At 47.4% G+C, this 22,050-nt stretch carries 24 protein-coding genes and 6 tRNA genes; 14 read left to right on the top strand and 16 right to left on the bottom strand.

Going from position 1 to position 22,050, the window contains the following annotated elements; genetic code table 11:
- Positions 1-46 precede the first annotated feature (46 nt).
- The 8 genes from K7399_RS14305 to K7399_RS14270 form a co-directional block, all read right to left on the bottom strand.
- Positions 47-132: transfer RNA gene (locus K7399_RS14305), tRNA-Leu, on the bottom strand.
- 7 nt (positions 133-139) lie between these two features.
- Positions 140-215 (bottom strand) — tRNA-Lys (locus K7399_RS14300).
- 13 nt (positions 216-228) lie between these two features.
- Positions 229-313: transfer RNA gene (locus K7399_RS14295), tRNA-Tyr, on the bottom strand.
- 25 nt (positions 314-338) lie between these two features.
- Positions 339-414 (bottom strand) — tRNA-Thr (locus K7399_RS14290).
- Positions 415-418: 4 nt separating this feature from the next.
- Positions 419-491 (bottom strand) — tRNA-Val (locus K7399_RS14285).
- A gap of 6 nt (positions 492-497) precedes the next feature.
- Positions 498-569, bottom strand: a tRNA-Glu gene (locus K7399_RS14280).
- A gap of 464 nt (positions 570-1,033) precedes the next feature.
- Positions 1,034-1,192, bottom strand: a complete 159-nt coding sequence (locus tag K7399_RS14275; RefSeq protein WP_164875447.1) for a hypothetical protein — start codon at positions 1,190-1,192, stop codon at positions 1,034-1,036.
- Positions 1,193-1,282: 90 nt separating this feature from the next.
- Positions 1,283-2,074: a M15 family metallopeptidase gene (locus tag K7399_RS14270; RefSeq protein WP_037563317.1), complete on the bottom strand. Its 792-nt coding sequence runs from the start codon at positions 2,072-2,074 to the stop codon at positions 1,283-1,285.
- 401 nt (positions 2,075-2,475) lie between these two features.
- Between K7399_RS14270 and K7399_RS14265 the strand changes: the two genes are divergently transcribed.
- A complete protein-coding gene (locus K7399_RS14265; RefSeq protein WP_028977206.1) occupies positions 2,476-3,933 on the top strand; it encodes an IS1182 family transposase in 1,458 nt (485 codons plus the stop codon).
- Between the two features lie 285 nt (positions 3,934-4,218).
- Here K7399_RS14265 and K7399_RS16185 read toward each other — a convergent pair whose 3' ends face one another.
- Both K7399_RS16185 and K7399_RS14260 read right to left on the bottom strand, forming a co-directional pair.
- The gene (locus K7399_RS16185; RefSeq protein ID WP_255304661.1) at positions 4,219-4,347 is read right to left on the bottom strand and encodes a hypothetical protein; all 129 of its coding nucleotides are present in this window, start codon (positions 4,345-4,347) and stop codon (positions 4,219-4,221) included.
- 386 nt (positions 4,348-4,733) lie between these two features.
- Positions 4,734-5,159, bottom strand: a complete 426-nt coding sequence (locus K7399_RS14260) for a universal stress protein (RefSeq protein ID WP_028976870.1) — start codon at positions 5,157-5,159, stop codon at positions 4,734-4,736.
- A 387-nt stretch (positions 5,160-5,546) separates the two neighbouring features.
- On the opposite strand from K7399_RS14260, the gene K7399_RS14255 reads away from it, so the two are divergent.
- Positions 5,547-6,536 (top strand): DMT family transporter, encoded by a 990-nt coding sequence (locus K7399_RS14255; RefSeq protein WP_028983811.1) that lies wholly within the window; start codon positions 5,547-5,549, stop codon positions 6,534-6,536.
- A 43-nt stretch (positions 6,537-6,579) separates the two neighbouring features.
- On the opposite strand, the gene K7399_RS14250 is transcribed toward K7399_RS14255, so the two are convergent.
- The 6 genes from K7399_RS14250 to K7399_RS14225 form a co-directional block, all read right to left on the bottom strand.
- Positions 6,580-6,837, bottom strand: a complete 258-nt coding sequence (locus K7399_RS14250; protein ID WP_028976868.1) for a PepSY domain-containing protein — start codon at positions 6,835-6,837, stop codon at positions 6,580-6,582.
- Positions 6,838-6,934: 97 nt separating this feature from the next.
- Positions 6,935-7,795 (bottom strand): PhnE/PtxC family ABC transporter permease, encoded by an 861-nt coding sequence (locus K7399_RS14245; protein ID WP_081791750.1) that lies wholly within the window; start codon positions 7,793-7,795, stop codon positions 6,935-6,937.
- On the bottom strand, positions 7,795-8,580 hold the full coding sequence (locus K7399_RS14240) for a PhnE/PtxC family ABC transporter permease (protein WP_028976866.1): 786 nt from the start codon (positions 8,578-8,580) through the stop codon (positions 7,795-7,797). Before K7399_RS14240 ends, K7399_RS14245 begins: the two co-directional genes overlap by 1 nt.
- The gene (gene phnC / locus K7399_RS14235) at positions 8,577-9,377 is read right to left on the bottom strand and encodes a phosphonate ABC transporter ATP-binding protein (protein WP_037563314.1); all 801 of its coding nucleotides are present in this window, start codon (positions 9,375-9,377) and stop codon (positions 8,577-8,579) included. Before phnC ends, K7399_RS14240 begins: the two co-directional genes overlap by 4 nt.
- A 35-nt stretch (positions 9,378-9,412) precedes the next feature.
- Positions 9,413-10,432, bottom strand: a complete 1,020-nt coding sequence (locus K7399_RS14230; RefSeq protein WP_028976865.1) for a PhnD/SsuA/transferrin family substrate-binding protein — start codon at positions 10,430-10,432, stop codon at positions 9,413-9,415.
- A gap of 85 nt (positions 10,433-10,517) precedes the next feature.
- Entirely contained in the window at positions 10,518-11,228 is a 711-nt protein-coding gene (locus K7399_RS14225; RefSeq protein ID WP_128165948.1) for a GntR family transcriptional regulator, read from the bottom strand.
- A gap of 182 nt (positions 11,229-11,410) precedes the next feature.
- Between K7399_RS14225 and K7399_RS14220 the strand changes: the two genes are divergently transcribed.
- The 12 genes from K7399_RS14220 to K7399_RS14165 all read left to right on the top strand — a co-directional run bounded on the left by K7399_RS14220 (position 11,411) and on the right by K7399_RS14165 (position 21,841).
- On the top strand, positions 11,411-12,127 hold the full coding sequence (locus tag K7399_RS14220) for a GntR family transcriptional regulator (protein WP_028983808.1): 717 nt from the start codon (positions 11,411-11,413) through the stop codon (positions 12,125-12,127).
- 151 nt (positions 12,128-12,278) lie between these two features.
- Positions 12,279-12,719, top strand: a complete 441-nt coding sequence (gene phnG / locus K7399_RS14215) for a phosphonate C-P lyase system protein PhnG (protein WP_223362615.1) — start codon at positions 12,279-12,281, stop codon at positions 12,717-12,719.
- Positions 12,706-13,323: a phosphonate C-P lyase system protein PhnH gene (gene phnH, locus K7399_RS14210; RefSeq protein ID WP_128165946.1), complete on the top strand. Its 618-nt coding sequence runs from the start codon at positions 12,706-12,708 to the stop codon at positions 13,321-13,323. The genes phnG and phnH overlap by 14 nt, the downstream gene beginning before the upstream one ends.
- Entirely contained in the window at positions 13,324-14,424 is a 1,101-nt protein-coding gene (locus K7399_RS14205) for a carbon-phosphorus lyase complex subunit PhnI (protein ID WP_028983806.1), read from the top strand.
- Positions 14,425-14,444: 20 nt separating this feature from the next.
- Complete coding sequence (locus tag K7399_RS14200; protein WP_128167261.1) at positions 14,445-15,296, top strand: alpha-D-ribose 1-methylphosphonate 5-phosphate C-P-lyase PhnJ; 852 nt, start codon at positions 14,445-14,447, stop codon at positions 15,294-15,296.
- On the top strand, positions 15,286-16,131 hold the full coding sequence (locus tag K7399_RS14195) for an ATP-binding cassette domain-containing protein (protein ID WP_128165945.1): 846 nt from the start codon (positions 15,286-15,288) through the stop codon (positions 16,129-16,131). Before K7399_RS14200 ends, K7399_RS14195 begins: the two co-directional genes overlap by 11 nt.
- Positions 16,132-16,140: 9 nt before the next feature.
- Positions 16,141-17,331, top strand: coding sequence for a phosphonate metabolism protein PhnM (gene phnM / locus K7399_RS14190; protein ID WP_037581891.1), 1,191 nt, complete (start codon positions 16,141-16,143; stop codon positions 17,329-17,331).
- A gap of 127 nt (positions 17,332-17,458) precedes the next feature.
- Complete coding sequence (gene phnL / locus K7399_RS14185) at positions 17,459-18,169, top strand: phosphonate C-P lyase system protein PhnL (protein WP_028976857.1); 711 nt, start codon at positions 17,459-17,461, stop codon at positions 18,167-18,169.
- Positions 18,166-18,615, top strand: a complete 450-nt coding sequence (locus K7399_RS14180; protein ID WP_028976856.1) for a GNAT family N-acetyltransferase — start codon at positions 18,166-18,168, stop codon at positions 18,613-18,615. The genes phnL and K7399_RS14180 overlap by 4 nt, the downstream gene beginning before the upstream one ends.
- Positions 18,608-19,477 (top strand): PHP domain-containing protein, encoded by an 870-nt coding sequence (locus K7399_RS14175; RefSeq protein ID WP_128165944.1) that lies wholly within the window; start codon positions 18,608-18,610, stop codon positions 19,475-19,477. Before K7399_RS14180 ends, K7399_RS14175 begins: the two co-directional genes overlap by 8 nt.
- Positions 19,478-19,597: 120 nt before the next feature.
- A complete protein-coding gene (locus K7399_RS14170; protein WP_037563308.1) occupies positions 19,598-20,938 on the top strand; it encodes a hemolysin family protein in 1,341 nt (446 codons plus the stop codon).
- 357 nt (positions 20,939-21,295) lie between these two features.
- Positions 21,296-21,841, top strand: a complete 546-nt coding sequence (locus tag K7399_RS14165) for a GNAT family N-acetyltransferase (RefSeq protein ID WP_128165943.1) — start codon at positions 21,296-21,298, stop codon at positions 21,839-21,841.
- Positions 21,842-22,050 lie beyond the last annotated feature (209 nt).

The following is a 22,050-nucleotide window of genomic DNA, read 5'->3' as shown; positions in this document are numbered from 1 at the left end:
AAAAAGACAGCCTACACGACGTAGACTGCCTATTCCAAAGCAATAATGCGGATGAGAGGACTTGAACCTCCACGAGCCGTAAAGCCCACTAGAACCTGAATCTAGCGCGTCTGCCAATTCCGCCACACCCGCATAAAAATGGTGGGCCATGAAGGTCTCGAACCTTCGACCCTCTGATTAAGAGTCAGATGCTCTACCAACTGAGCTAATGGCCCACACGATAATGAATGGTGGAGGGAGAAGGATTCGAACCTTCGAACCCGTAGGGAACGGATTTACAGTCCGTCGCGTTTAGCCTCTTCGCTATCCCTCCATATTAAATTAAAACGTAAATCGAATGGTGCCGGTCAGAGGACTTGAACCCCCAACCTACTGATTACAAGTCAGTTGCTCTACCAATTGAGCTAGACCGGCGGAGTGGAGGATATAGGGCTCGAACCTATGACCCTCTGCTTGTAAGGCAGATGCTCTCCCAGCTGAGCTAATCCTCCATAAAGTGACCCGTACGGGATTCGAACCCATGAACCCACCGTGAAAGGGTGGTGTCTTAACCACTTGACGAACGGGCCATGTTGCTTGTCCGTCGCAATCGACGTTTTTTATTATATCTAGATTGACAGGTCTTGTAAAGAGAAAAATAAAAGCAATTTTATTCTGAATATTTGGGACGTCAATTGCCCCTTGCCATTTCTATACTTCTCAATCGGTCTGCTCCTCCACGGAAAGCAAATGCACACCTATTGTACATGACATAAAGTGGGGCCAGCTTCTTGTTTAGTGGTTGGGCGGCACTTTAGCTTCTCGCTTGCCGCGGGCGATCCGGAAGCCTCCTCGAACACGTATTTTTCCTGCGTGATCTTCCTTGGCTCGCTGTCCCGCAGGCGCCAGAGCGCTTACGTGACTTCCGCGTCGTGCACAGGAAAGTTTCCTCTTTAATGCCGCATATCGTCATACCACAAAGCAAAATCACAAACTTTCTTATCCTGTAAGAAAAAGGAACCCTTCGCTTGGGCTCCTTTTTCTTCTGATCTGATCAGCTTTCTGGAAAGACTTGTTTTTGATGCATCATTTTGTCCATACGGCCTTTAACCGCTTGGCCAACCTTATTATTCGGTCTCATCATTTGGTAACAAGCTGCTCCGATGCCGATTGATGCAATCAAAGGCACGATTCCATTTCGCTGTTTCATCATTGCCCACCACCACTGAAGATTTGTCCGGTTACCCGAACCTTTATAGCTTAACCTCAGTATCGGATTCAATGAACGTGAATCATTACCAATTCACTGACTGACCGGTACATCGTTCAAATACTCCTCGAGGGTTTCATGGGCTTGCGCAATCTTTTGCGCTGCCGGAAGGCCGACATAGCGCAGATGCCAGGCTTCGTACTCATATCCGGTTACCGATTCTTTTCCCTCAGGATAACGTACGATAAACCCATAATCCTGGGCATGCTTTGCCAGCCAGGCTGCCTCAGGCGTTTTGCCGAATTCTTGTGTTGCCGCATACTTGCCGTTCATTCCTGAGACATCAATGGCAAGTCCGGTCTCATGTTCACTTGTCCCCGGCCGCGCGCTGTAATTCAGCGCCTTTTTTTCACCATCGCGCTGAACATAATAATTGAACAACGCAACTTGACTCTTGTGAGAACGATATGCTGAGACGCCAGCAAGTTGAATCCCATCTTTCTTTGCCGCATCAAACATGCGCTTAAGTGGAGCGGCGGCAGCGCGGCGCATTTTCTTTTTTTCCGATTTTCCAGAGAAAATAAACGGGACGTCAAGGTCGACCAAATCATTCGGTACATAGTCATTGGGTAACTTGAAGTACTTATTAACAAGCACGAGCGTACTTCGTGGATCGGCAACCACATGAATGCCATTTTGATTCATCGCGGACACCGTGTTCTGCTGTGGTGAGGAATCATGGCTCTGTGCTTTCTGATTATTCAATGATGAGTGTGTTTGCGTAGAGCCGCTGTTCGACGAACCGCTCCACGGCCATTGGCTACAGGCGGATAACCCCAATAGAGCCGACATCGCTGCTGCAGTTAAAATTCCTTTGTTGTTCATAAAAGCGCTCCGTTGTTTTATTTCAATTTACAATTGATGTTGGTCAGACACACTGTTAATTTTGCCTGTACTCCTTTTATTGTATTCGAAGTCCGGAGCCATTTCATTAGCACAAACTAAGAAAAACCGGGCAAAATACGCCCGGTCCTTAATCTCCAACCATGTGTGATGGACTAGTGTCTTTTCGGTGCTGAATCGCCGCTTCGGTTACTCGCTTGCCGCGGGCGCACCGCGAGCCTCCTCAGACAGGTAGGTGTATCTGCGGGGTCTCGCTGGCACGCTGTTGAGGCCACTGAAAAAGTCCAACCTATTCATTGGGCCGTTGAATGTTTGATTCATCAAACATTCAACGGCCCTTTTCCTTTATAATGGAGCTATCAACGTATATAGGTGGTAACTCAATGCTCTCAAATCAAGAAACACTCAACCTTAGCCCTTATGCAGCACTCTACGATCTTGTTGTCCCAAAAGATAATATGCTTCGTCAAATCAATGAACTCGTGGACTTTTCATTCATTTATGATGAATTGAAAACAAAATATTGTCTTGATAATGGGCGTAAAGCGATCTCTCCAATTCGAATGTTCAAATATTTATTATTAAAGACGATTCATGATTTATCAGATAACGATTTAGTCGAGCGTTCTAAATATGACCTGTCGTTTAAATATTTCCTCAACATGGCCCCTGAGGAGGACGTCATTGATTCAAGTTCGTTAACGCATTTTCGTAGGCAACGTCTTCAGGACGTTAAATTGTTAGATCTGCTTATTGGGAAAACCGTTGAGATTGCGCTTGAAAAAGGAATTATTAAAAGTAAAACGCTTATTGTTGATGCCACCCATACAAAAGCGCGTTATAACCAAAAATCACCGATCGAATTTCTACGAGAGAAATCTAAAAATGTTCGCAAAGCCGTCTATCAATTGGATGCATCCATGAAACCAAAATTTCCAGAAAAGAATACATCTAACGAAATCAACGAGGAATTAGATTACTGTCATCAACTCATTTCCACCCTTGAAACCGAACCGCAAATCACCGCGCTGCCTGCGGTTAAAGAAAAGTTAAATGTCCTCAAAGAGAGTGTCGAAGATTTTAAGGAACATATGAACCCTTCGAATGATCCCGATGCTCGGATCGGACATAAAACAAAAGATTCTTCTTTTTTTGGTTATAAAACACATCTGGCGATGAGCGATGAACGTATTATTACAGCGGCCGTCATTACGACAGGCGAAAAGAGCGATGGAAACTATCTGGAGCCTTTAATCGAAAAAAGTAAGGAGTCAGGGATGACCATTGATACGGTCATTGGCGATACGGCTTACTCAGAAAAAGATAATATTACCTATACAAAAACAAATCATATAGCTTTGGTTTCAAAATTACACCCCGTGGTATCACAAGGCACGCGCAAAAAAGCATTTGAGTTTAATAAAGATGCGGGTATGTTTGTCTGCCCGGCAGGGCATATGGCTTTTAAAAAGAAATACGATGGAAGACAAGGAACGAAAAAGGTCAATCCGCGTGTAAGATATATGTTCGATGTAACGAAATGCCAAGTATGTTCCATGCGTGAGGGGTGTTATCAGGAAGGATCAAAAACGAAGTCTTATTACGTTACGATTAAATCCACAGAACATAAAGAACAGAAAGCATTTCAAAATACGGAACAATTTAAATCACTGGCAAAAACGCGTTATAAAATAGAAGCGAAGAACAGTGAGTTAAAAAACAGACACGGGTATGATACAGCATCATCTGCGGGTCTGTTTGGAATGGAGATTCAGGGAGCGACCACGATCTTCGCAGTCAATCTCAAGCGGATTCTGAAGATCCTCAACGAAAAAAGATAAAAAAGAAGGGAAAAAGGACCACTTTTTGTCAAAACGCAGACGAAAAGTGGTCCTTTTTTGCGCCAACCAGAATTCTCAGATCAAAAAATCGACAGTTTTTCAGCGGCCTCACGCTGTTCCCGCAGGCGTCTCGCACCTCCGCTTTGTTTCTCGGCCAAGACACTGGGCTATTGGTTTGAAGACAGGTCAAAATCATATACTTTCTTATCCTGCCAAAAAAATCCGCATAGGCGGATGAAAAAAATATATAGAAATTAGGGGTTATCGGATCACTAACGCTGCCGGTTATCCAAGCAGCAACTTGACATTCAGGAGAACAGAAACAACCAATACAAGATGAGTCAACAGTAATTTGCGATTAAGCTTCACCGCCACAACATTTTGTTCTGCCGCATGGGTTTGGTTCATTTCCATGTATCATTTCCTCCTTGATTGCTCATTGAATACTTAAAGAATAACCCATAAATGTTAGCGGTGTGTGATGCTGTCTTTAATTTCATGTAAAGAAAACCTCAGCTTGCATGAACACGCGTCGATCGATTCGTTTTCCCCCCTGGAGTGTAACGATATAGAAAAACTAGGCTACGCCTAGTCCCTTGCCATCGATCCGGGCACTACAGCTGCTCGCTTGCCGCGGGCGCCAGAGCACTTTCGTGTCTGTAACGGGCTTATTGATGAAATGCCGCCGATCATCATACCAGCAAGGCCAAATCATATATTTCTTTACTTGCTAGAAAAGGCACCCCAAGCAGGATGCCGTTTCATTATGCGTATGCGTTTCATTAAGCTATCCGGTCATTTCATTTAACGATCAAAACGGGAACTTGTGAACGCTGGACAACCCCATGGCTGACGCTGCCCAAAAATTCCTTAACGCCGCTTAACCCGCGGCTGCCGATGACAATCAGATCATAATCGTTTTGGCCGGCGAACTCAATAATTGTTCGTACCGGCTGGCCTTCTTTGACAAAGGTCTCTGTTTTGTTCGGCAATGCGTCAAGCGTTTGATCCGTACGGCTTACCACTTCATGGCCATACTTTATGATCGATTCGCGTACTTGACGGTACACTTCGCCGACAACAAATTGGTTGGTCGGTACAGTCACGACATTAAGGACATCCAGCTCCGTATCAGCATCGAGCCGAGCCAAATCTGCTGCTTTTTGCAGTGCCTTCTTCGACAAATCGGAGTCATCATAGGAAACCAATATTTTTTTAAAGAGCATACCAAACACCGCCCCTCTCACAAGTTGACACGGAACCGTTCAAAAAGGGAGATCACATTGTCCGGAACACCGCAAAATTCAAGCGAATGAACAGGCGGTCACTCGGTTCCCAAACATTCCCTGTCACCTTTATTTTACCACAAAATTCCCGTTTTAGTGGGACAACATAGGCAGACAGCCGTACAAAAAGTTCATCATTTACACATGCTCCGTTTTTCTAAACGCTTATCATTTTCTCATATCTGCGTTATATTATTAGAAGATGAAACAGATGCAAAAGCTATTATTTGGCAGCGTTTTCACAATTAAGTTCTTGCCGGTCTTTCGCGGCGCGTTGTAAAGCGATCAGATCACCTTCAAAATATGGTGAGAAATCGAGGGTTTAGCATGAAAAAAGGATTAATTTTTATTGGTTTTTCAACACTATTCTTTAGCACAATGGAAATTGCAATCAAATTGGCGGGCTCGCAATTCAATCCAATGCAACTCAATTTTCTGCGTTTTCTAATCGGATCCATTATTCTGTCGCCGCTTGCCATCCGCCATTTGAAGGGGAGCGGATTTACGCTTGATAAAAGTAAAGTGCTTTATTTTTTGTTTTCCGGATTGATGTGCGTCGTGGTCAGCATGACTTTCTTTCAGATGGCGATTGTCTATGCAAAGGCATCGACCGTTGCGATTCTGTTCAGCTGCAACGCCGTGTTTGTCATCCCGTTTGCCCACTTCTTTTTGAAGGAAAAGCTGACAAAGCTGTCGCTCGTGTCACTGGTTGTCAGTTTGGCAGGCATGCTGTTTATTGTGAACCCTGAAAATCTAACCAACGTGACCGGTATCACGCTTTCGCTGATTGCCGCAGTCACCTTCGCGCTCTATGGGATTGTCGGGCGCAAAGGCAGCTTAAAATATGGTTTTGACGGGGTGGTACAGAGCAGCTTCAGTTTCCTGTTCGGCAGTATGGAACTACTGGTGCTGATCTGGATCACCAAGATCGGCGCGGTTGCCGGGTGGCTGAGAAGCGTTGGGCTGAATGATTTCGCCAACATTCCTGTACTGCAAGGGATTTCCTGGGGCACTTTGCCGATGCTGATCTATCTGGGCGTGTTTGTCACCGGGCTCGGTTTCAGCTTTTATTTCCTTGCCATGGAGACAACTTCAGCATCGACCGCCTCGCTGGTCTTCTTTATTAAACCGGCACTGGCTCCGGTTCTCGCACTGCTGATTCTCGGCGAATCGATTACACTCAATGTCTTGGCGGGCATTCTTTTGATTCTGGCCGGTTCATGTGTTGAACTGATCTCCGACAACCGGCAGGCGAAGCTTGAAAAACAGCGCATGATCAAACAACCGATTGCCAGCAAGGAAGCGCATGTTCGGTAAAGATTCGACAAAAAGCCGACCCCAGAAAATGGGGCCGGCTTTTTTAATCTTCTCTTTCCACACTCAAAACGCGCCCGTCTCTTGAAGCGATTTCCACCTCGTAGACGACACCTTGATCGGTTAAGACATAAACCTCATATTTCAATAAGTGATCATCTAATTCCATATCAACATGAATGATTTGCCCCGGTACACGGGCAACGGCAATCTCTGCTGCTTGCTGCGCCGTAATGCGCTGACGGTAATCCGCCGCAGGTCCATTTGCCGCAGGTCCATTTGCCGCTGGATTGGTTCCGTACATCAACTAAACCGCCTCCTCATCAAGATCCGTTTCCTCACTAGTCTATGATGAAAGGTGATATCTGTGCCTTTGCCTAAACGATGAAGCTTCGCGCGACTTAAGCGCGAATTCTCTTTTTCATTTGAAGCGATAGGTATTCAAGCAGCATCGCTACGGCTAAGATCATGTACGTAATGACCCCCATCTCATGCAGATTGTAGTAGAACGCACTGTCCATAAACATGTCGTAGCCGATGCCGCCCGCACCTGCGGCAGCCCCCATCGCTACGGAAACGCCGAAGTTGATTTCAAAACGAATGAATGTCCAGGACACAATTGAGGTCAGGGATGAAGGCAACACCGCCTGACAGATAATCTGCCACCAGCCTGCCCCGCATCCTTGTAACGCTTCGAGGATTCCTTGGTCCAATTCTTCAAACGACTCAGAATAGGCTTTCGTCAGATAACTGATGGAGTGAAAGGACATCCCGATAACCGCGGCCACACTCCCCAGTCCTGCCGATACGGCAAAAATGAGTACCCAGAGAACGGTTGGCACCGCACGAATCACGGCCATCAATCCTTTGACACTGTTAGAAACCGTTTTATTTGATAAATTTTCAGCTGCAAGCATGCTGAGAAACAAGGCGATCAAGGCGCCGATCAAGGTCGTCAAAACACCCAGTGACAAGGTAATCAACAGCTGATGGACGGCCTCCGGAAAGGTGAAATGTGAAAACTGCGGCGAAGCAAAAATCGTTTTAAAATTCACAAAGGTTGTCGCAATTCCCTTCAGCAAATGAACCTCTTGGTAGTTGAAGGTCATAAAACCGATAACGGTTAAAACCGCAAGCGCGATCAGCGTCACCCGAATGGCAAGCATCGACTTGGTCAGCACGCGCAACTTCAGTCTCCCGTTTACAAGGGGCGGTTTGCCGTCATTGACCATTTTTGGCTGGGCTGCAGGACTGATCGCCATTACAACATCGCCCTCCTTACATAATTCGAAATCTGTTCAATCACGAGAATGGAGACAACAATCGCAAGTACGACCAGGCTGGCTGAGTGGTAATCCATTCGTTTATAGTAAAGGTCGAAAATGAAACCAATACCTGAGCCGGTCAGAATCCCAACCAGCGTTGCCGCTCGAATATTCGTTTCTATCATGAACAGTACCCAGCTGATCAATTGCGACATACTCATTGGAAGGACCGCCTGAAAAATGATCGAGAAACGATGAGCACCGGTCGCACGCAGCGCTTCAATCGCGCCTGAGCCGACTTCATCAATCGTTTCCATGAATGCGCGTGTCAAAAAGCCAAATGAAGCAACAAACAAGGCAAAATAGCCGGTTAACGAACTTTGGCCAAAGGAGAAAAGCAGCACCAGTGCCCAAATGCTGACATCAATGTTACGGAAAACATTTGCGATGAAACGGCTGAAAGCCGCAAGTGTATTATTGATCTTGGTGACTTGCGAACCAAGCAAAGCAAAAACGAAAGCGAAAATTGCTGCTACCGAGGCCGAGGCAATGGAAATCAGCAAGGTCTCCTGCAGCTTGAGCATGATATCCGGAAAATTCGTAAAGGAATCTGCCGTTGGATAAAAATTGCTGCATCCCCATATCATCGCTTTTGGAATGGAACTGAAGCTGTTTGCGATGCTGAATTGCGTCATCGTCATCGCCGCACATGCAATCCCAACCAAAACGAGCAAAAAACCGAGAAAGGACAAGCGCTTTTTCATCAGAAAGTGCTGCTTCATCTTTTTTGCGCCACTTCTTTCGGTCTCTCGACGTTCAGATTCAGTCCGTCTGGATCTGAGCCATAGATTTGGCGTATAGCGTCATGGGTCAATGCAGACGGCATCCCGTCAAAAACCACGCGCCCGCTGCTGATGCCAATGATTCGATCTGAATAATTTAACGCCACATCCAGCTGATGCAGATTGACCAGCACGGTGATTCCGAATGTTTCGCAAATGTTTTTCAAATGATCCATAATCACTTTGGAAGAACTTGGGTCGAGTGAGGCAATCGGTTCATCGGCAAGAAGGACGCGTGGTTCCTGAACAAGTGCTCTTGCAATGCCAACGCGCTGTTTCTGGCCGCCGCTAAGCTGATCGCAGCGTTTGTAAATTTGTTCTTCAAGCCCAAGCGATTTCAGAATTTCAAGTGCACGCGCTTTTTCTTCTTCATGATAAAAACCAAGCGCGCCAACCAATGCCGTCTTATAGCCAAGACGTCCGTGAAGCACATTTTCAAATACACTCAACCGTTCGACAAGGTTATAGTTTTGAAAGATCATACCGATTTTCGTCCGCAATTTCTTGAGGTTGCGTCTGCCGATGCTCAGTACGTCCATGCCGTCAAAAATGATTTCTCCGCTCGTCGCATCAATCAGTCGGTTGATGCAGCGAAGGAGCGTTGATTTCCCGGCCCCTGAAGGACCAATAATGGAAACTAACTCTCCCTCATTAACGGAGAAGTTAACATCAGATAACGCCACAGTAGAGCTGCCATATTGCTTGGAGACCTTTTTAAACTGCAATAACGTCGTCATCGTGAACTCCTCGATTCATGATCATTTACTAGCAATTATTCGGATAGTTTTCTAATTTCGTCAAACCAGCCGTCTTCAATTTTCAAGAAACGTTCGTCTTGCGTTTTTGCATACATGCCTTTTGAGCCTTCCGGAGCAAAAATGCCTTTGTCATTGGCAACATCGTCCGAGGTCAGCTTATCAAGCACTTTTTTTTGATCGGATTTACTCAAAGTTTCCGTATTCATGACAACCGGCGCATTTAAAACCGGAGTAACCGCAAGGACCGTAAATTCTTTTCCGCCCAGTTTATTAAAGGGTTCTTCGGCATTTGCCTTTACCTTGTATGTCGATCCTTCTTTGTTCATTTCACCATTGGCAAGATCTACATAGCGGATGAGTTCTGTATCACAGAATGCTGCAACGTCTGCTTTTCCTGTTAATAGATTCACCGCAGAACCTTGATGTGATTGTCCGAAAACCACTTGTTTGAAGAATTTGTTTCCTACCTGAAGATCTTCTTGTTTTAAATGATCGGATTTAAAGTTAGCAATAATTCGAGAGGAAGGGACGACAAACCCGGAGGTGGAGCTTGTAGAGACAAAAGACATCCGTTTGCCTTTAATTCCGTCAATGGAGTAGCCGTTATTGCTTTTGTATTTGTCTGCATCCTTACTGTTGACTGCAATCCAGCTGTAGTAAACTGCGTCCTTCAAGGTACCGGATGCTCCGCTGTTCACAACGAGCGGCAATACTTTTTCATTTTTCTTATGCGCTTCAATATAGCCTTGCGCAGCCATAAATCCGATATCGGCGTTGCCACTGGCGATTGCTTCGATTGCAATGTTATAATCCGTGGTTAACTTGTCCACGACTTTTTTACCGGTTGCATCAGCAATGACTTTATCAATGGCTTCACGTGAACTTTTCATATCCGCACCGGATTCATTTGGATACCATACGACCGTGATCGTCTTTTTCGCGCTCGATCCGGACCCTGATCCGCCGTTTGCCGAGCACGCTGCGCTAACAAGAAAGAGTGCAAGTACAAGAAATCCAATGACTGCTTTTTTCACTTTGTGGTTCCCCCTGAATAAGTTTTCAAATCTCGCTAAGTATTGGTCAACAGAAGAAGTAATCGATGATGCGTCTGAACAGGCTTCATGAAAAAGAGACACAGCTTTCTTGCAAATCACCGCGAATCCGTGAGCGACTGTACTCAATTGGCACAATTCCTCGATGACTGACAAGACTTTCAACCTGAAGAATCGGCGACTGGGCAGAGATCTCCAGCTGCGCCGCATCGTCTGCATTCGGCAGTGAGGCGCGAACAACGGAGCTCAGTCTTTGCGGTTGAAGGCGATAGATCCCGGACAAGATCCGGTACAGGGAGACAAATGGATCCAAGTGAAGCTCAAGATCGGGAACGATGCGTTCAACAAGACAGGTTGTTGTCATCGATAAAGGCAACCGCCCCGCCCGGCGCCGGATCTCCAATTGATAAACCCAGTCCGCATGATCCAGATGCAGAAGCCTTCGCTCGTGCTGATTTGCCGTTCGCTTTTCCCAGTGCAGCAGTTCAGCATGAGCGATAACCCCGTTTTTCATCATCTCCTCAGTAAATGCGGTCTTAGATGAAAGCGCGTAAGTAAGCGGCGTGCTTCTTGCCGCAACGAACGATCCTTTGCCCTGAATGGTTGTGATCCACCCGCTATCGCAAAGGCGAGCGACGGCGCGCCTTGCCACAGAACGTTTGACTCCGAACTGTTCGCGCAACTCCGATTCAGAAGGCAGACGTTCGCCTTCTTGATAAACCGCTTGCTCAATCGCTTGGATGAAATAATCGGCAATCACCAAATGCTCTGTTTCCATTAAACACGCTCAGCCTCCCCTCTCATCTCCTTCGTTCTTCCATAGTTTAGCGGATAATCCCGTAAAGAAAGTTAAGCCAGTTTTAAGTTGTGATAAAGATTTTGAAAATTCAGTGCCAACGATTGATTCTTACGTTTTCAAGAATGTACATTAGAGGAAATAAAGCTAAAAAGGGGAAGCCTATGCGCACTGAACAAGCAGCCTCCAAAAGAATCATTGAAGCGCTTGAATATAAAATTGAAAAAGCAATCTATAAAAGCGGAGACAAGCTTCCATCTGAACATGACCTTTGCAATCAATTCAGCGTCAATCCTCACATTGTCCGATTTGCATTTTTGGATCTGATTCACCGCGGTCTGGTTGAATCAAAGCAAGGCAAAGGCTATTTTGTTGCCAAGCGGATGCGTGAACTTTGCTACCCGCTTTCATCCCTTACCCGATTTACGGAGAACCTGAACCAGATTGGGATTGCAGCAGAAGGGAAACTGGTGGACTGGACGCTGCGCCTTGCTAATGAACCGGAAGCCGAGCGTCTCCAGCTCACCGACGATCAGCATGTTTATGAACTGCAGATCATCCGCTGCGCAGGCGATCAGCCTTTTTCCCGATCACAAACCGTTCTTCCAAAACAATGCGTACCGAATTTCAGCACAAACCTCGAAAACTTCCGTTCGCTTTATCAACTGCTTGATCGCCATTATCGTATTTACCCGCATCGCGTTTCATCGACCCTTCAAGCGGTCATGCCAAACCAGCAGGATACGGAACAGCTCAATATTCCGGAAAATGTACCGATCCTGCAAGTCAGAAGCCTGGCACATTATCCCAAAGGCAGACCGATTGAATACAGCTGTTCACGAATCCGCAGTGATCTGTGCCGCTGTACCATTGATTTTTAATAGGCTTCAGAAACAATGCTTATTCGTCTATCCGCTCGTATCCAGGTCAGTCACGGTTCCTTTACGCTTTTTTTACATGCGGTTAACGATTCGTACTTATCGATAAGTTACAGTGCTCTTGTAAGCAAAAATGAAGGAGGTTCAAATCGTGATGATGAACAAGCAGCGGCTCAGTCGTATCCTGAATGCCTGCTCACTTTCGCTATTAAAAGAGATCACTGAGCAATTGGAACAGACGCTCTGTTTGCAGGTGGAACGTTTCCCGCAAACGTCGCTTGTGATGATGAAAGCGCGCGACTCCGTGTCTGATCAACCTTTTTATGTCGGTGAAGTCTTAGTGACCGAGTGCACGGTTTCCTTTAATCAAAAGTTTGGCATCGGCTTGGTTGTCGGTGAGGCACCACAGCGCGCCTATTGTATGGCCGCTGTTGATGCAGCCATCAACGCCGGCTTCCCCATACTCGAGCAATGGCGTGAACGTCTTGAGGCAGCGGAGGGCGCGATCATCGCCGAACGCAACGCAGAGTGTGCTCGCAGCGCTGAGTCGCAAGTCCATTTCGATACGATGGGGGCATACAATGACAGACACTAAAAGCTTCCATGAGGTACATGATACGCGGCGCGTTTATCGCAGTCTGCTCGACAGCATGGCGCGCCCGGGTAAGCTCCATGACCTTTCACCACAAATGAATAGTATTCCAAATGCGATTCCACTTTTCTCCGGAACCTATGCGCTTGGCCGTACCTTGCTCGATGCTCAGACAACTTTCTATTTAGAGACGGAAAATAATGAGGCGGCGTCCTATTTGGAGCTGCGGACAGGAAGCCGAATGCTTGCTGCAGAACGTGCAGACTATCTTTTCATTGAAACTCAGCCTAGTGTCGATTTAATCCGTACACTGATGCAGCAGATTCGCATCGGTACGCTGCTTGAACCCGAGAAAAGTGCCACATTGATCATTCGTGTCCGCGCTTTATCCGATTCTGAAACAAGCGGCATAACGATGACACTCAGCGGCCCGGGCATTAAGAAGCGCCGTACCCTGTCGGCAGATGGATTCAATCCGGAATGGCTTCGGATGCGTGCAGCGCGCAATATGGAGTATCCGACCGGCTGTGATTTCATCTTAATCAGCGACAACGGTCAGATGGCTGCACTGCCGCGGACAACAATGATTGAAAGCGAGGCTGTATAAATGGGCTATGTTGCCGTAACTGGCGGTCAGCAAGCCATCGAAACCGCCAATTTACTCAATCAATGGTATCGCTTGAAAGATGCAGACCATGCACTTGAAGTCACGGCAATTGAAAAACAGATGCGCCATCTGGTTGACCGCGTCATCAGCGAAAGCGGCCTTTACGCGCCAAACGATGCGGCACTCGCGCTCAAGCAGGCGGAAGGCGATCCTGCCGAAGCTGCTTTCCTATTGCGCGCCTACCGCTCAACGCTGGAGCGAAACGTTGAATCTCTGACGGTTGATCCCGGACAGATGCGCGTAATCCGCCGCATTTCATCTGCTTTCAAGGACATTCCCGGCAGTCAGATTCTCGGACCGACAGCCGACTATACGCATCGTCTGCTTAATTTTACGCTCCGTAATGAAGAGGCACAGGCTGCACTAAAATCCGTTTTGCAACAGCTTCCGAAACAAGACAACCCGCATACGGATCACCGACAGCCGTTTCGTAAGGTCGCTGACTTGCTGCGCGCACAGGGCTTGCTCAGTCCCCCGAACGCACGCAATGGTTTAGTCGATATTACCCGCGACAAGCTGACCTTCCCTGTCCCGCGCTCAGCGAAACTTCAGCTTTTATCTCGCGGCGATACCGGTGCGATGACCGCGCTCGCCTACAGCAGCATGCGCGAACATACCGCGCAACACCCTACGGTCGCTGAACTGCGTGTCGGCTATGTGGAATTGACGGTTGCTTATCCGCTTGCTTCAAACGAAACCTTGTCGCTCGGCGAAGTGATGGTAACTGAAGTGGAAACGATCAACTCATTTACCAAAAAAGACAATGGCGATGTGCAGTTTCAACTGGGGTATGGACTAACCTTCGGACAGAATGAGACAAAAGCAATTGCTATGGCAATTCTTGAACAACGCTTGGAAACGGACGGAACGAGCCCGACCCATGATGAGGAATTTGTTCTGCTGCACGTAGACAGTATTGAAGCAAACGGCTTTGTCTCCCACCTGAAACTGCCGCATTATATTACATTCCAGTCCAAACTCGATGTCCTGAGGCAAGCGCAAAAGCTGGCAGCTGAAAAAACAGACCACCAGGAGGTGTAAATATGGCGATGCACACGCCGTTGAAACAAACGTACAACTACGCATTTCTCGATGAGGGTTCGAAGAAAGAAATTCGCCGCGCCACACTGAAGGCTGTGGCGATTCCCGGCTATCAGGTGCCGTTTGCATCACGAGAAATGCCGATCGGCCGTGGTTGGGGCACCGGCGGCCTGCAGCTCACCCTCTCTTTGATCGGCGATGGCGATACCTTGAAGGTGATTGATCAAGGCAATGACGACAGCGTTAATGCCGTCAATATTAAAAAGCTGGTACAGGCGTGCACCAATGTTGCCGTAACAACCGATGCCGAGCAGGCGACCCTGATTCAGTCACGGCACCGTATTCCCGAAGTACCGATTCGCGCCGATCAAATCCTCGTGTTTCAAGTGCCGATCCCTGAACCGCTGCGATTCGTTGAGCCGAAAGAAAAGAAAAGCAAACACCTGCATGCAGAAATGGACTACAGCGGCATCTGGCTGCGGCTTTATGAAGACATTGTCAAGTGGGGGAAAATCAGCATTGGCGCCGACTATCCGGCATTGGCCCATAAACGCTACATTTTTGCGCCTAGTCCGATCCCTCGATACGATCTTCCGAAGCTCCATCAAGCAGAAGGGTTATTTTTATTCGGCGCCGGACGGGAAAAGAAAATCTATGCGATCCCTCCCTATACCGACGTGGAGCCGCTCGCTTTTGACGACTATCCTTTTGAAGTCGAACACTTTGAAGGCTGCAGCTGCCGTCTGTGCGGGAGCACGGACAGCTTCCTCGATGAACTCTATGATGAGGCCGCCGGACAGACCTTCTATCAATGTTCCGATACCGGCTATTGCCGCAAATGCCGGGAGCGAGGTGCGCAGCATGGGAAATGAAGATCAGCCGTTGCTCGCAGTACGTCATTTGATGAAACGCTTTGGAAAAGGCTGCGCCACTTGCCGGAACCCCCAAAATCTTCCATCTGGCAGCAGTCATTGTCCGCATTGCGGCAGTGTTTTGGCCTGCAATGACATCAGTTTTGATCTCTATGAAGGTGAAATTCTTGGGATTGTTGGCGAGAGCGGATCGGGAAAAAGCTCGCTTGTTCAAAGTCTCTATTTTGATTCGCCCGTGACAAGCGGATCGGCAACCATTGCTACTTATAACAAAGGACCGCGCAATATTTTCCTTGAATCCGCGCAGCAAAAGCGCTACATTCGCAACCATCTCATGGGCATGGTATACCAGAATCCCTGGATTGGGCTGAAGATGAACTTTTCCAGCGGCGGCAACATTGCTGAAAAATTAATCGCAGCCGGTGATTTCAATGTACGCGCCATTCGCAGCCGTGCCGCAGACCTTCTGGATCATGTAGAAATTCCAATCACGCGCATGGATGAAGCACCGGCCCATTTCAGCGGCGGCATGCAGCAGCGTGTGCAAATTTCCAAAGCCCTGGCCAACAAGCCGCCGATTCTTTTGCTGGATGAAGTGACGACCGGCTTAGACCTGTCGGTGCAGGCACGTGTCCTTGATCTGATCCGGCGCATTCAGCGCGAAAACCGAACCGCCATGCTTGTCGTCTCCCATGACCTTGGCGTCATTCGTATGCTGTGCGATCGGACCTTGGTTATGAAACAAGGCCGCTGCATCGAAGCCGGCTTGACCGATCAAATCCTTGAAGACCCGCAACATACCTATACACAACTGCTTGTCCATTCTTTATTGTGAGGTGTCTTTATGAAAATCTATCATGCAAACATTGTTTTGCCTAACCGTGTGATTGAAAACGGATCGGTCACGATTGAAGCATCCCGCATCAGCCGCATTGAAGCCGGCGCACCGGAAAGCGTGACTGCTTCAGATCTCGACGCTGGCGGCAGATGGCTGATTCCCGGTTTGATTGATTCACACAGTGATGCGATTGAAGTTGAAATTGAACCGCGGCCAACCAGTCGTTTTGCGATCGAACTCTCGTTTGCCGAATTGGAGAAGAAGCTCGCTGCAGAAGGGATCACCACCATCTTTCATGCCGTTTCCCTGATGAAACAAAACACGATACGGAAAGCACGTCAAAATGAAACGGTTTATGCGCTCATGGATTCCATCCATCGCCTTGCTCAAGGTCCCCACTTGATTCGGCACAAGACGCATCTGCGTTTTGAAATTGCCAATATTGATGCGGTTGAAGCGGTATCGGCACTGCTCCGTGACGGAAAGATCGACGAATTTTCACTCACCGATCACACGCCAGGTCAAGGACAGTATCGCGATTTGGAAGTGCAAAGAAGGCTGCTGATCGAACACCGCCACTTCTCCAAGAAAGAAGCGGAACAGATGATTGAAGATACGAAAAAGCAGGAGAAATTGGATCCGCAAATGCTGCAGCAATTGGCCCATCTTGCAAACACATGCGGCATACCGGTTGCATCCCATGACGATGATACGATTGAAAAGCTCGACTTAATCCACAGCTGGCAAGCGGAAATCAGTGAATTTCCAATCACTCTAGAGGCGGCTCGTTATGCACGAAAGCTGGGCATGCGTGTTGTGATGGGTGCACCGAATCTGCTGCTTGGCAAATCACACAGCAATAATTTATCTGCGCTTGATGCGGTTCGTGAAGGTCTCGTTGATCTTTTCTGCTCGGATTATTACCCGGCATCACTGCTGCATGCAGCGTTCAAGCTCCACTATGATCTGGGCATTGATGCGCCCCAAGCATTCAACACCGTTACACTGAATCCGGCGCGCGCACTGAAGCTCGATCACGACATCGGCTCGATTGAATCTGGGAAGAAAGCTGATTTACTGATCGTCGGTGTCAGCGAAACGAAACAACCACTGCTGCAGCATGTTTTCGTCGATGGCTCAGAAGTCTGCCGTATGAACTATCTGACTGCACACCATCAGCCGGCCTTGAAGCGTTGATCCAATACTCCCAGCAGAACACGCCTAAGCGAACGGCGCACCATCGCACCAAGTACAGTTGTTTTGATGAAGCGCTTTGGGATTACCATGCATTTAGCAAACTTATTCAGGTACAGAGGTGAGTAAAATGGAAGAATTGCTCCATGTCGACCATCTTGAGAAAACATTTACCATCCATCAATTTAATGACAAAAAGATTACCGGCTGCCGCAACATTCATTTTTCGGTGAATCAAGGAGAATTTCTCGGAATCACCGGTCAAAGCGGCAGCGGCAAATCAACAATTATCAAGTGCATCTACCGTACTTATTTACCGAGCAACGGGCACATACACTATGCATCGGATCGCTATGGACGCATCGATCTGGCCGAGGCTTCCGAACGCACGATGCTGCGCCTTCGTAAAGAAGAAATCGGCTATGTCTCTCAGTTTCTCAGCATCATGCCGCGGATGACTGCTCTCGAATTCGTCATGGAATCGCTGCTCGAAATGGGAGAAGGCGAAGCTGCTGCACGCATGCGAGCAAAAGCGATGCTGACCCACTTCAATCTGCGCGAAGTACTCTGGGATACGTATCCGAAAACGTTCAGCGGCGGCGAAAAATTACGCCTCAATTTGGCACGGGCTATGGTTCGGCAAACAAAACTGCTGCTGCTGGACGAACCCACTGCATCGCTCGATCAAGCATCAAAAGCTTCGGTAAAAGAACGCATCCAAGAATTGAAACAACGCGGGACGACCATGATCGGCATCTTTCATGATTTGGATTTTATGGAATCGGTGGTCGATCGAACCTTCCGCTTACAAAATGGGTTGCTCAAGGAGGCCGCTCAATGACAATTGAATGGAAGGAACTCGACCGTACAGCGATCGATCAGTACCTTGATTTGCTCGGTGATTTGGATGCTCAGAACCGGCTGCCCGTAAACAAAGCCCCCCAGCTGCTGAATCGTCTCAATGATTATCCTTACTATAAGATTTATGGTCTCTTTGATGCAGCACAACTCATCGCTTCCTATACGCTGATCATTCTTGATAACTTTGGCCACGGCGGAAAAAAAATCGCAATCGTTGAAAATGTTGTGGTCGCTGGAGCCGCCCGCGGACAAGGGATTGGGAAAAAGATGATGCAGGACGCCATGCGCCGCGCAGCCAAGCAAAACTGCTACAAACTAATGCTTGCAAGCGACATAAAACGCAGCGGCGCTCATGCTTTTTATGAGAAGCTTGGATTTGAGCAGCACGGCATGAGTTTTCGAACGGAGGTTAAGGCTGATGATTGACCTGCACTGCCACACATCCATCTCTGACAATTCCGATTCCATTGAAGCGGTTCTTGATCAGGCAAAACACAACGGTGTGGATCATCTGGCAATCACGGATCATGATACGACTCTGGGACTCGCGCGCGCCGCTGAATACAGCAGAAAGATCGGCATTACGCTCATTCCCGGTATTGAAATTTCCGCCTATGACTTCACCCGCAACCGCCGTGCACATCTTCTCGGTCTATTCATCGAAACGGGTCACCCGGTATTGGAGCATCTGTGCGCGCCGATGCGTGCTGAGCGTCAGCAAGCGGCTCGGCAAATGGTCGAAAGACTCATCCAAGCAGGCTATCCGCTCACATGGGCAGAAGTCGCCGAGTTGGCGAAAGAAAGCACAAATGTCTACAAACAGCACATCATGCATGTGCTGTTTAAGAAGGGATATACCGATACAATCTATGGCGATCTGTATCGCAAGCTGTTCGCACGCGCTGGTGCCGGACACAAACAAGGTGCGGCATATGTATCGGTCCATTATCTCGACGCTTTCGAGGCGATTCGTGCAATCCGTGCAGCCGGAGGTGTCCCCGTGCTTGCCCACCCTGGCCAGTTTGATAATTTTGCCGCTGTGTCTGAATGGGTGCGTGCCGGCCTTGAAGGGATTGAGGTCTACCACCCGCTCCATGATTCACAGGCAGAGCGCCATGCGCTGCAGCTCGCCGAGAAATATGACCTTGTGATCAGCGGCGGCTCTGACTATCATGGCTTTTACAGTGACACCGGATCTCGGATCGGCGATAAGGGGGTTGGTCACCATGCACTCGAAACGATTGAAACTAGAAAAAAACGCATGACACAGACGCGTTGCATACACTGATGCCCATGTTCAAGCCAATAAATGGTCATGATTCGTGCGAATTAATTATGGATTAAATTCATAAAATCAAATATAATGAAACTATATCACTTAATTTTATAAAAGGGAGAGATTGTTTCCGTGGATAGTCCTTCAGATGACCCTGGGAGTCCGTTGTTCTTTCAATTTGGATTGATCGGGGTCCTTACATTAATTAATGCTTTTTTTGCTGCCGCTGAGATTGCGCTTGTTTCCTTGAATAAGAAGCGTATTGAAAGACAGGCGGCTGCCGGCAATAAAAAGGCACTAATCATTAGCAAAGTGATCGATGATCCAAGCAGATTCCTAGCAACCATCCAAGTGGGCATTACTTTAGCCAACTTTTTCTCAAGTGCATCCGCCGCAACCGGTTTAGCAAACCAATTTGCATCGTTTCTCGGAACGATTCCTTATGCAAAGGAACTTTCCATCGCTGTGATTACCCTCGTGCTTTCTTACATCACGCTGGTATTCGGTGAGCTGTTTCCGAAAAGAATTGCGCTTCAGAACGCTGAACGTATTGCTGCATTCGCTGCAAGGCCTATTTTCTTAATTGGCAAATTCACTTATCCCTTTGTCATGTTTTTATCTTTTTCCGTCAATGTGCTGGCCAAGGTTATTCATGTCGGTAAAGAAGATGGAAAAGAACAGGTTAATTCGCGTGAAGAAATCAAATTGCTCGCACAATCCGGCCAGGAAGACGGCTCGGTGAATACCGAAGAGTTGGAAATGATTCGTGGTGTCTTTGAACTGGATGATAAAATCGCCAGAGAAATTATGACTGCCCGAACCGATTCCTTTATCATTGATGCCGATACACCGCCGGATCAGCTGACCGAGCTGATTTTAAGTGAAAAGTATTCACGTATTCCGGTTTATGAACAGGACCGTGATCGCATCATCGGCCTTTTGAACATCAAAGACTATTTTCACGCTGCAAGCAAAGTCGGCTTTGAAAACGTCGCTTTGCGCTCCGTGATGCGTGAAGCCTTCTTTGTACCGGAAACGAGATATATTGACGATCTGTTAAAAGAAATGCGTGATAGCCATCAGCATTTAGCCGTGTTGATTGATGAATACGGCGGTTTCGCCGGTATCGTTACGATGGAAGATTTGATTGAAGAGATCGTCGGTGAGATCGAAGATGAGTATGATGAAACAAAACAGCCGCTGACGCGGATCGATGAATCCACTTATCTTGCTGACGGATCGATGGAGCTCGATGCCTTCAATCATCATTTTAAAACCGATATTGATGTTCCCGAGTTTGACACACTCGCCGGATGGATGCTCAGCCAGATTGGCTCAATACCTGATGAAGGCTTCAAGCCGACCGTAACATACAAGAACATGCTGTTCACGGTTAAATCCGTAAACGGCAACCGGCTCGAGAAGATTGGGATTAAATTCATCAACCCTGCCAGCAGTTCCGCCGCCTCATAAATAGAAAAAACACGCCACTCCTTATGAGTTGGCGTGTTTTACTTTTCCTGACCATGTGTTAATCGGTAATGCCACGTGGGGGTGCAATCACATGTCTCAATATAGAACAGAGAACACAAAGACAAACACCAAGCAACATCGAGAAAATCACGATTGACGGCCATGTATTTTGATCTGTATTTATCATCGTTACGAATATCAGCACGATACTATTTGCTGACGTTATGAGTGCGAACACCAGCATCACCGGTGCAAGTAAATAGCCAAGTGGATTTTTTTTGAGCAGCATCATTAGCGGCAATAATAAGATAAATGGAGCGGCGCATAGCCCCTTCAAAATAAGGAAGTGATCCGTACATGATCATCAAGAAAAAAGAATTTACGATTAAAGGACTTGCCTGTACCATTCGTTCCGCGCAGCCTGATGATGCCGCGTACTTATCAAAAATTCGTGTACAGATTGACGGTGAGACGGAGAACATGGATCGAGAAGCGGGTGAAGCATTCATCACTCCTTCTGAATTCGAACAGCTGATTAAGCATGACTCAGCAGATCCAAAGAACCTTTTTCTTGTCGCACTCGTGGATCACAAGATCGCCGGATTCTCAAGATGCGAGGGCAATCATTTAAAACGCCTAGCCCACAAAGCTGAATTCGGTGTCTGCGTACTAAAGAAGTACTGGGGCTTACATCTTGGCCCCCATCTGCTTCAAGAATCGATTGCATGGGCCGAAACCATTCATCTGAAAAAAATCACACTTAACGTTTTGGAAACCAATGAAAAAGCAATAAACGTATATAAAAGGTTCGGCTTTGAAGTTGAAGGTATCCTCAGGAATGACAACTATTTATCGGATGGCTGCTATTATAGCACGCTCGTTATGGGCCGGCTGAACGTTTGAAATAACTTATTAACAAAAAAATGGATCAAAGATACCGGCTACTTCAACGTTTAATGCCCCCTGAAATTCCAGATCGTTCCATTCGTTGTATTTTTCTTTCAGCGCACGCACAACACTGACGGAATGGCCCTATCCGCACAGAGCGGATGCGGCACTAAACGAATAGCTTACAGAGTGATCCGTCTCAGCTCCTGCCCGAGCATATGAGA

This window comes from Sporolactobacillus terrae (genome assembly GCF_019930545.1).
Taxonomy (GTDB): Bacteria; Bacillota; Bacilli; order Bacillales; family Sporolactobacillaceae; genus Sporolactobacillus; species Sporolactobacillus terrae.
The sequence above is the reverse complement of the archived record's forward strand: the minus strand, read 5'-3'. Positions and strand labels throughout refer to the sequence as shown.

What these genes read in the sequence shown, in the direction of transcription:
- phnL (WP_028976857.1), top strand. Translation starts at nt 17,459, where the DNA reads ATGGAAGAATTGCTCCATGTCGACCATCTTGAGAAAACATTTACCATC.
- phnG (WP_223362615.1), top strand. Translation starts at nt 12,279, where the DNA reads ATGATGAACAAGCAGCGGCTCAGTCGTATCCTGAATGCCTGCTCACTT.
- K7399_RS14275 (WP_164875447.1), bottom strand. Translation starts at nt 1,192, where the DNA reads ATGATGAAACAGCGAAATGGAATCGTGCCTTTGATTGCATCAATCGGC.
- K7399_RS14225 (WP_128165948.1), bottom strand. Translation starts at nt 11,228, where the DNA reads ATGGAAACAGAGCATTTGGTGATTGCCGATTATTTCATCCAAGCGATT.
- K7399_RS14255 (WP_028983811.1), top strand. Translation starts at nt 5,547, where the DNA reads ATGAAAAAAGGATTAATTTTTATTGGTTTTTCAACACTATTCTTTAGC.
- K7399_RS14195 (WP_128165945.1), top strand. Translation starts at nt 15,286, where the DNA reads ATGGGAAATGAAGATCAGCCGTTGCTCGCAGTACGTCATTTGATGAAA.
- K7399_RS14270 (WP_037563317.1), bottom strand. Translation starts at nt 2,074, where the DNA reads ATGAACAACAAAGGAATTTTAACTGCAGCAGCGATGTCGGCTCTATTG.
- K7399_RS14175 (WP_128165944.1), top strand. Translation starts at nt 18,608, where the DNA reads ATGATTGACCTGCACTGCCACACATCCATCTCTGACAATTCCGATTCC.
- phnH (WP_128165946.1), top strand. Translation starts at nt 12,706, where the DNA reads ATGACAGACACTAAAAGCTTCCATGAGGTACATGATACGCGGCGCGTT.
- phnM (WP_037581891.1), top strand. Translation starts at nt 16,141, where the DNA reads ATGAAAATCTATCATGCAAACATTGTTTTGCCTAACCGTGTGATTGAA.
- K7399_RS14205 (WP_028983806.1), top strand. Translation starts at nt 13,324, where the DNA reads ATGGGCTATGTTGCCGTAACTGGCGGTCAGCAAGCCATCGAAACCGCC.
- K7399_RS14245 (WP_081791750.1), bottom strand. Translation starts at nt 7,795, where the DNA reads ATGGCGATCAGTCCTGCAGCCCAGCCAAAAATGGTCAATGACGGCAAA.
- K7399_RS14265 (WP_028977206.1), top strand. Translation starts at nt 2,476, where the DNA reads ATGCTCTCAAATCAAGAAACACTCAACCTTAGCCCTTATGCAGCACTC.
- phnC (WP_037563314.1), bottom strand. Translation starts at nt 9,377, where the DNA reads ATGACGACGTTATTGCAGTTTAAAAAGGTCTCCAAGCAATATGGCAGC.
- K7399_RS14240 (WP_028976866.1), bottom strand. Translation starts at nt 8,580, where the DNA reads ATGAAGCAGCACTTTCTGATGAAAAAGCGCTTGTCCTTTCTCGGTTTT.
- K7399_RS14165 (WP_128165943.1), top strand. Translation starts at nt 21,296, where the DNA reads ATGATCATCAAGAAAAAAGAATTTACGATTAAAGGACTTGCCTGTACC.
- K7399_RS14250 (WP_028976868.1), bottom strand. Translation starts at nt 6,837, where the DNA reads ATGTACGGAACCAATCCAGCGGCAAATGGACCTGCGGCAAATGGACCT.
- K7399_RS14260 (WP_028976870.1), bottom strand. Translation starts at nt 5,159, where the DNA reads ATGCTCTTTAAAAAAATATTGGTTTCCTATGATGACTCCGATTTGTCG.
- K7399_RS16185 (WP_255304661.1), bottom strand. Translation starts at nt 4,347, where the DNA reads ATGGAAATGAACCAAACCCATGCGGCAGAACAAAATGTTGTGGCGGTG.
- K7399_RS14220 (WP_028983808.1), top strand. Translation starts at nt 11,411, where the DNA reads ATGCGCACTGAACAAGCAGCCTCCAAAAGAATCATTGAAGCGCTTGAA.
- K7399_RS14180 (WP_028976856.1), top strand. Translation starts at nt 18,166, where the DNA reads ATGACAATTGAATGGAAGGAACTCGACCGTACAGCGATCGATCAGTAC.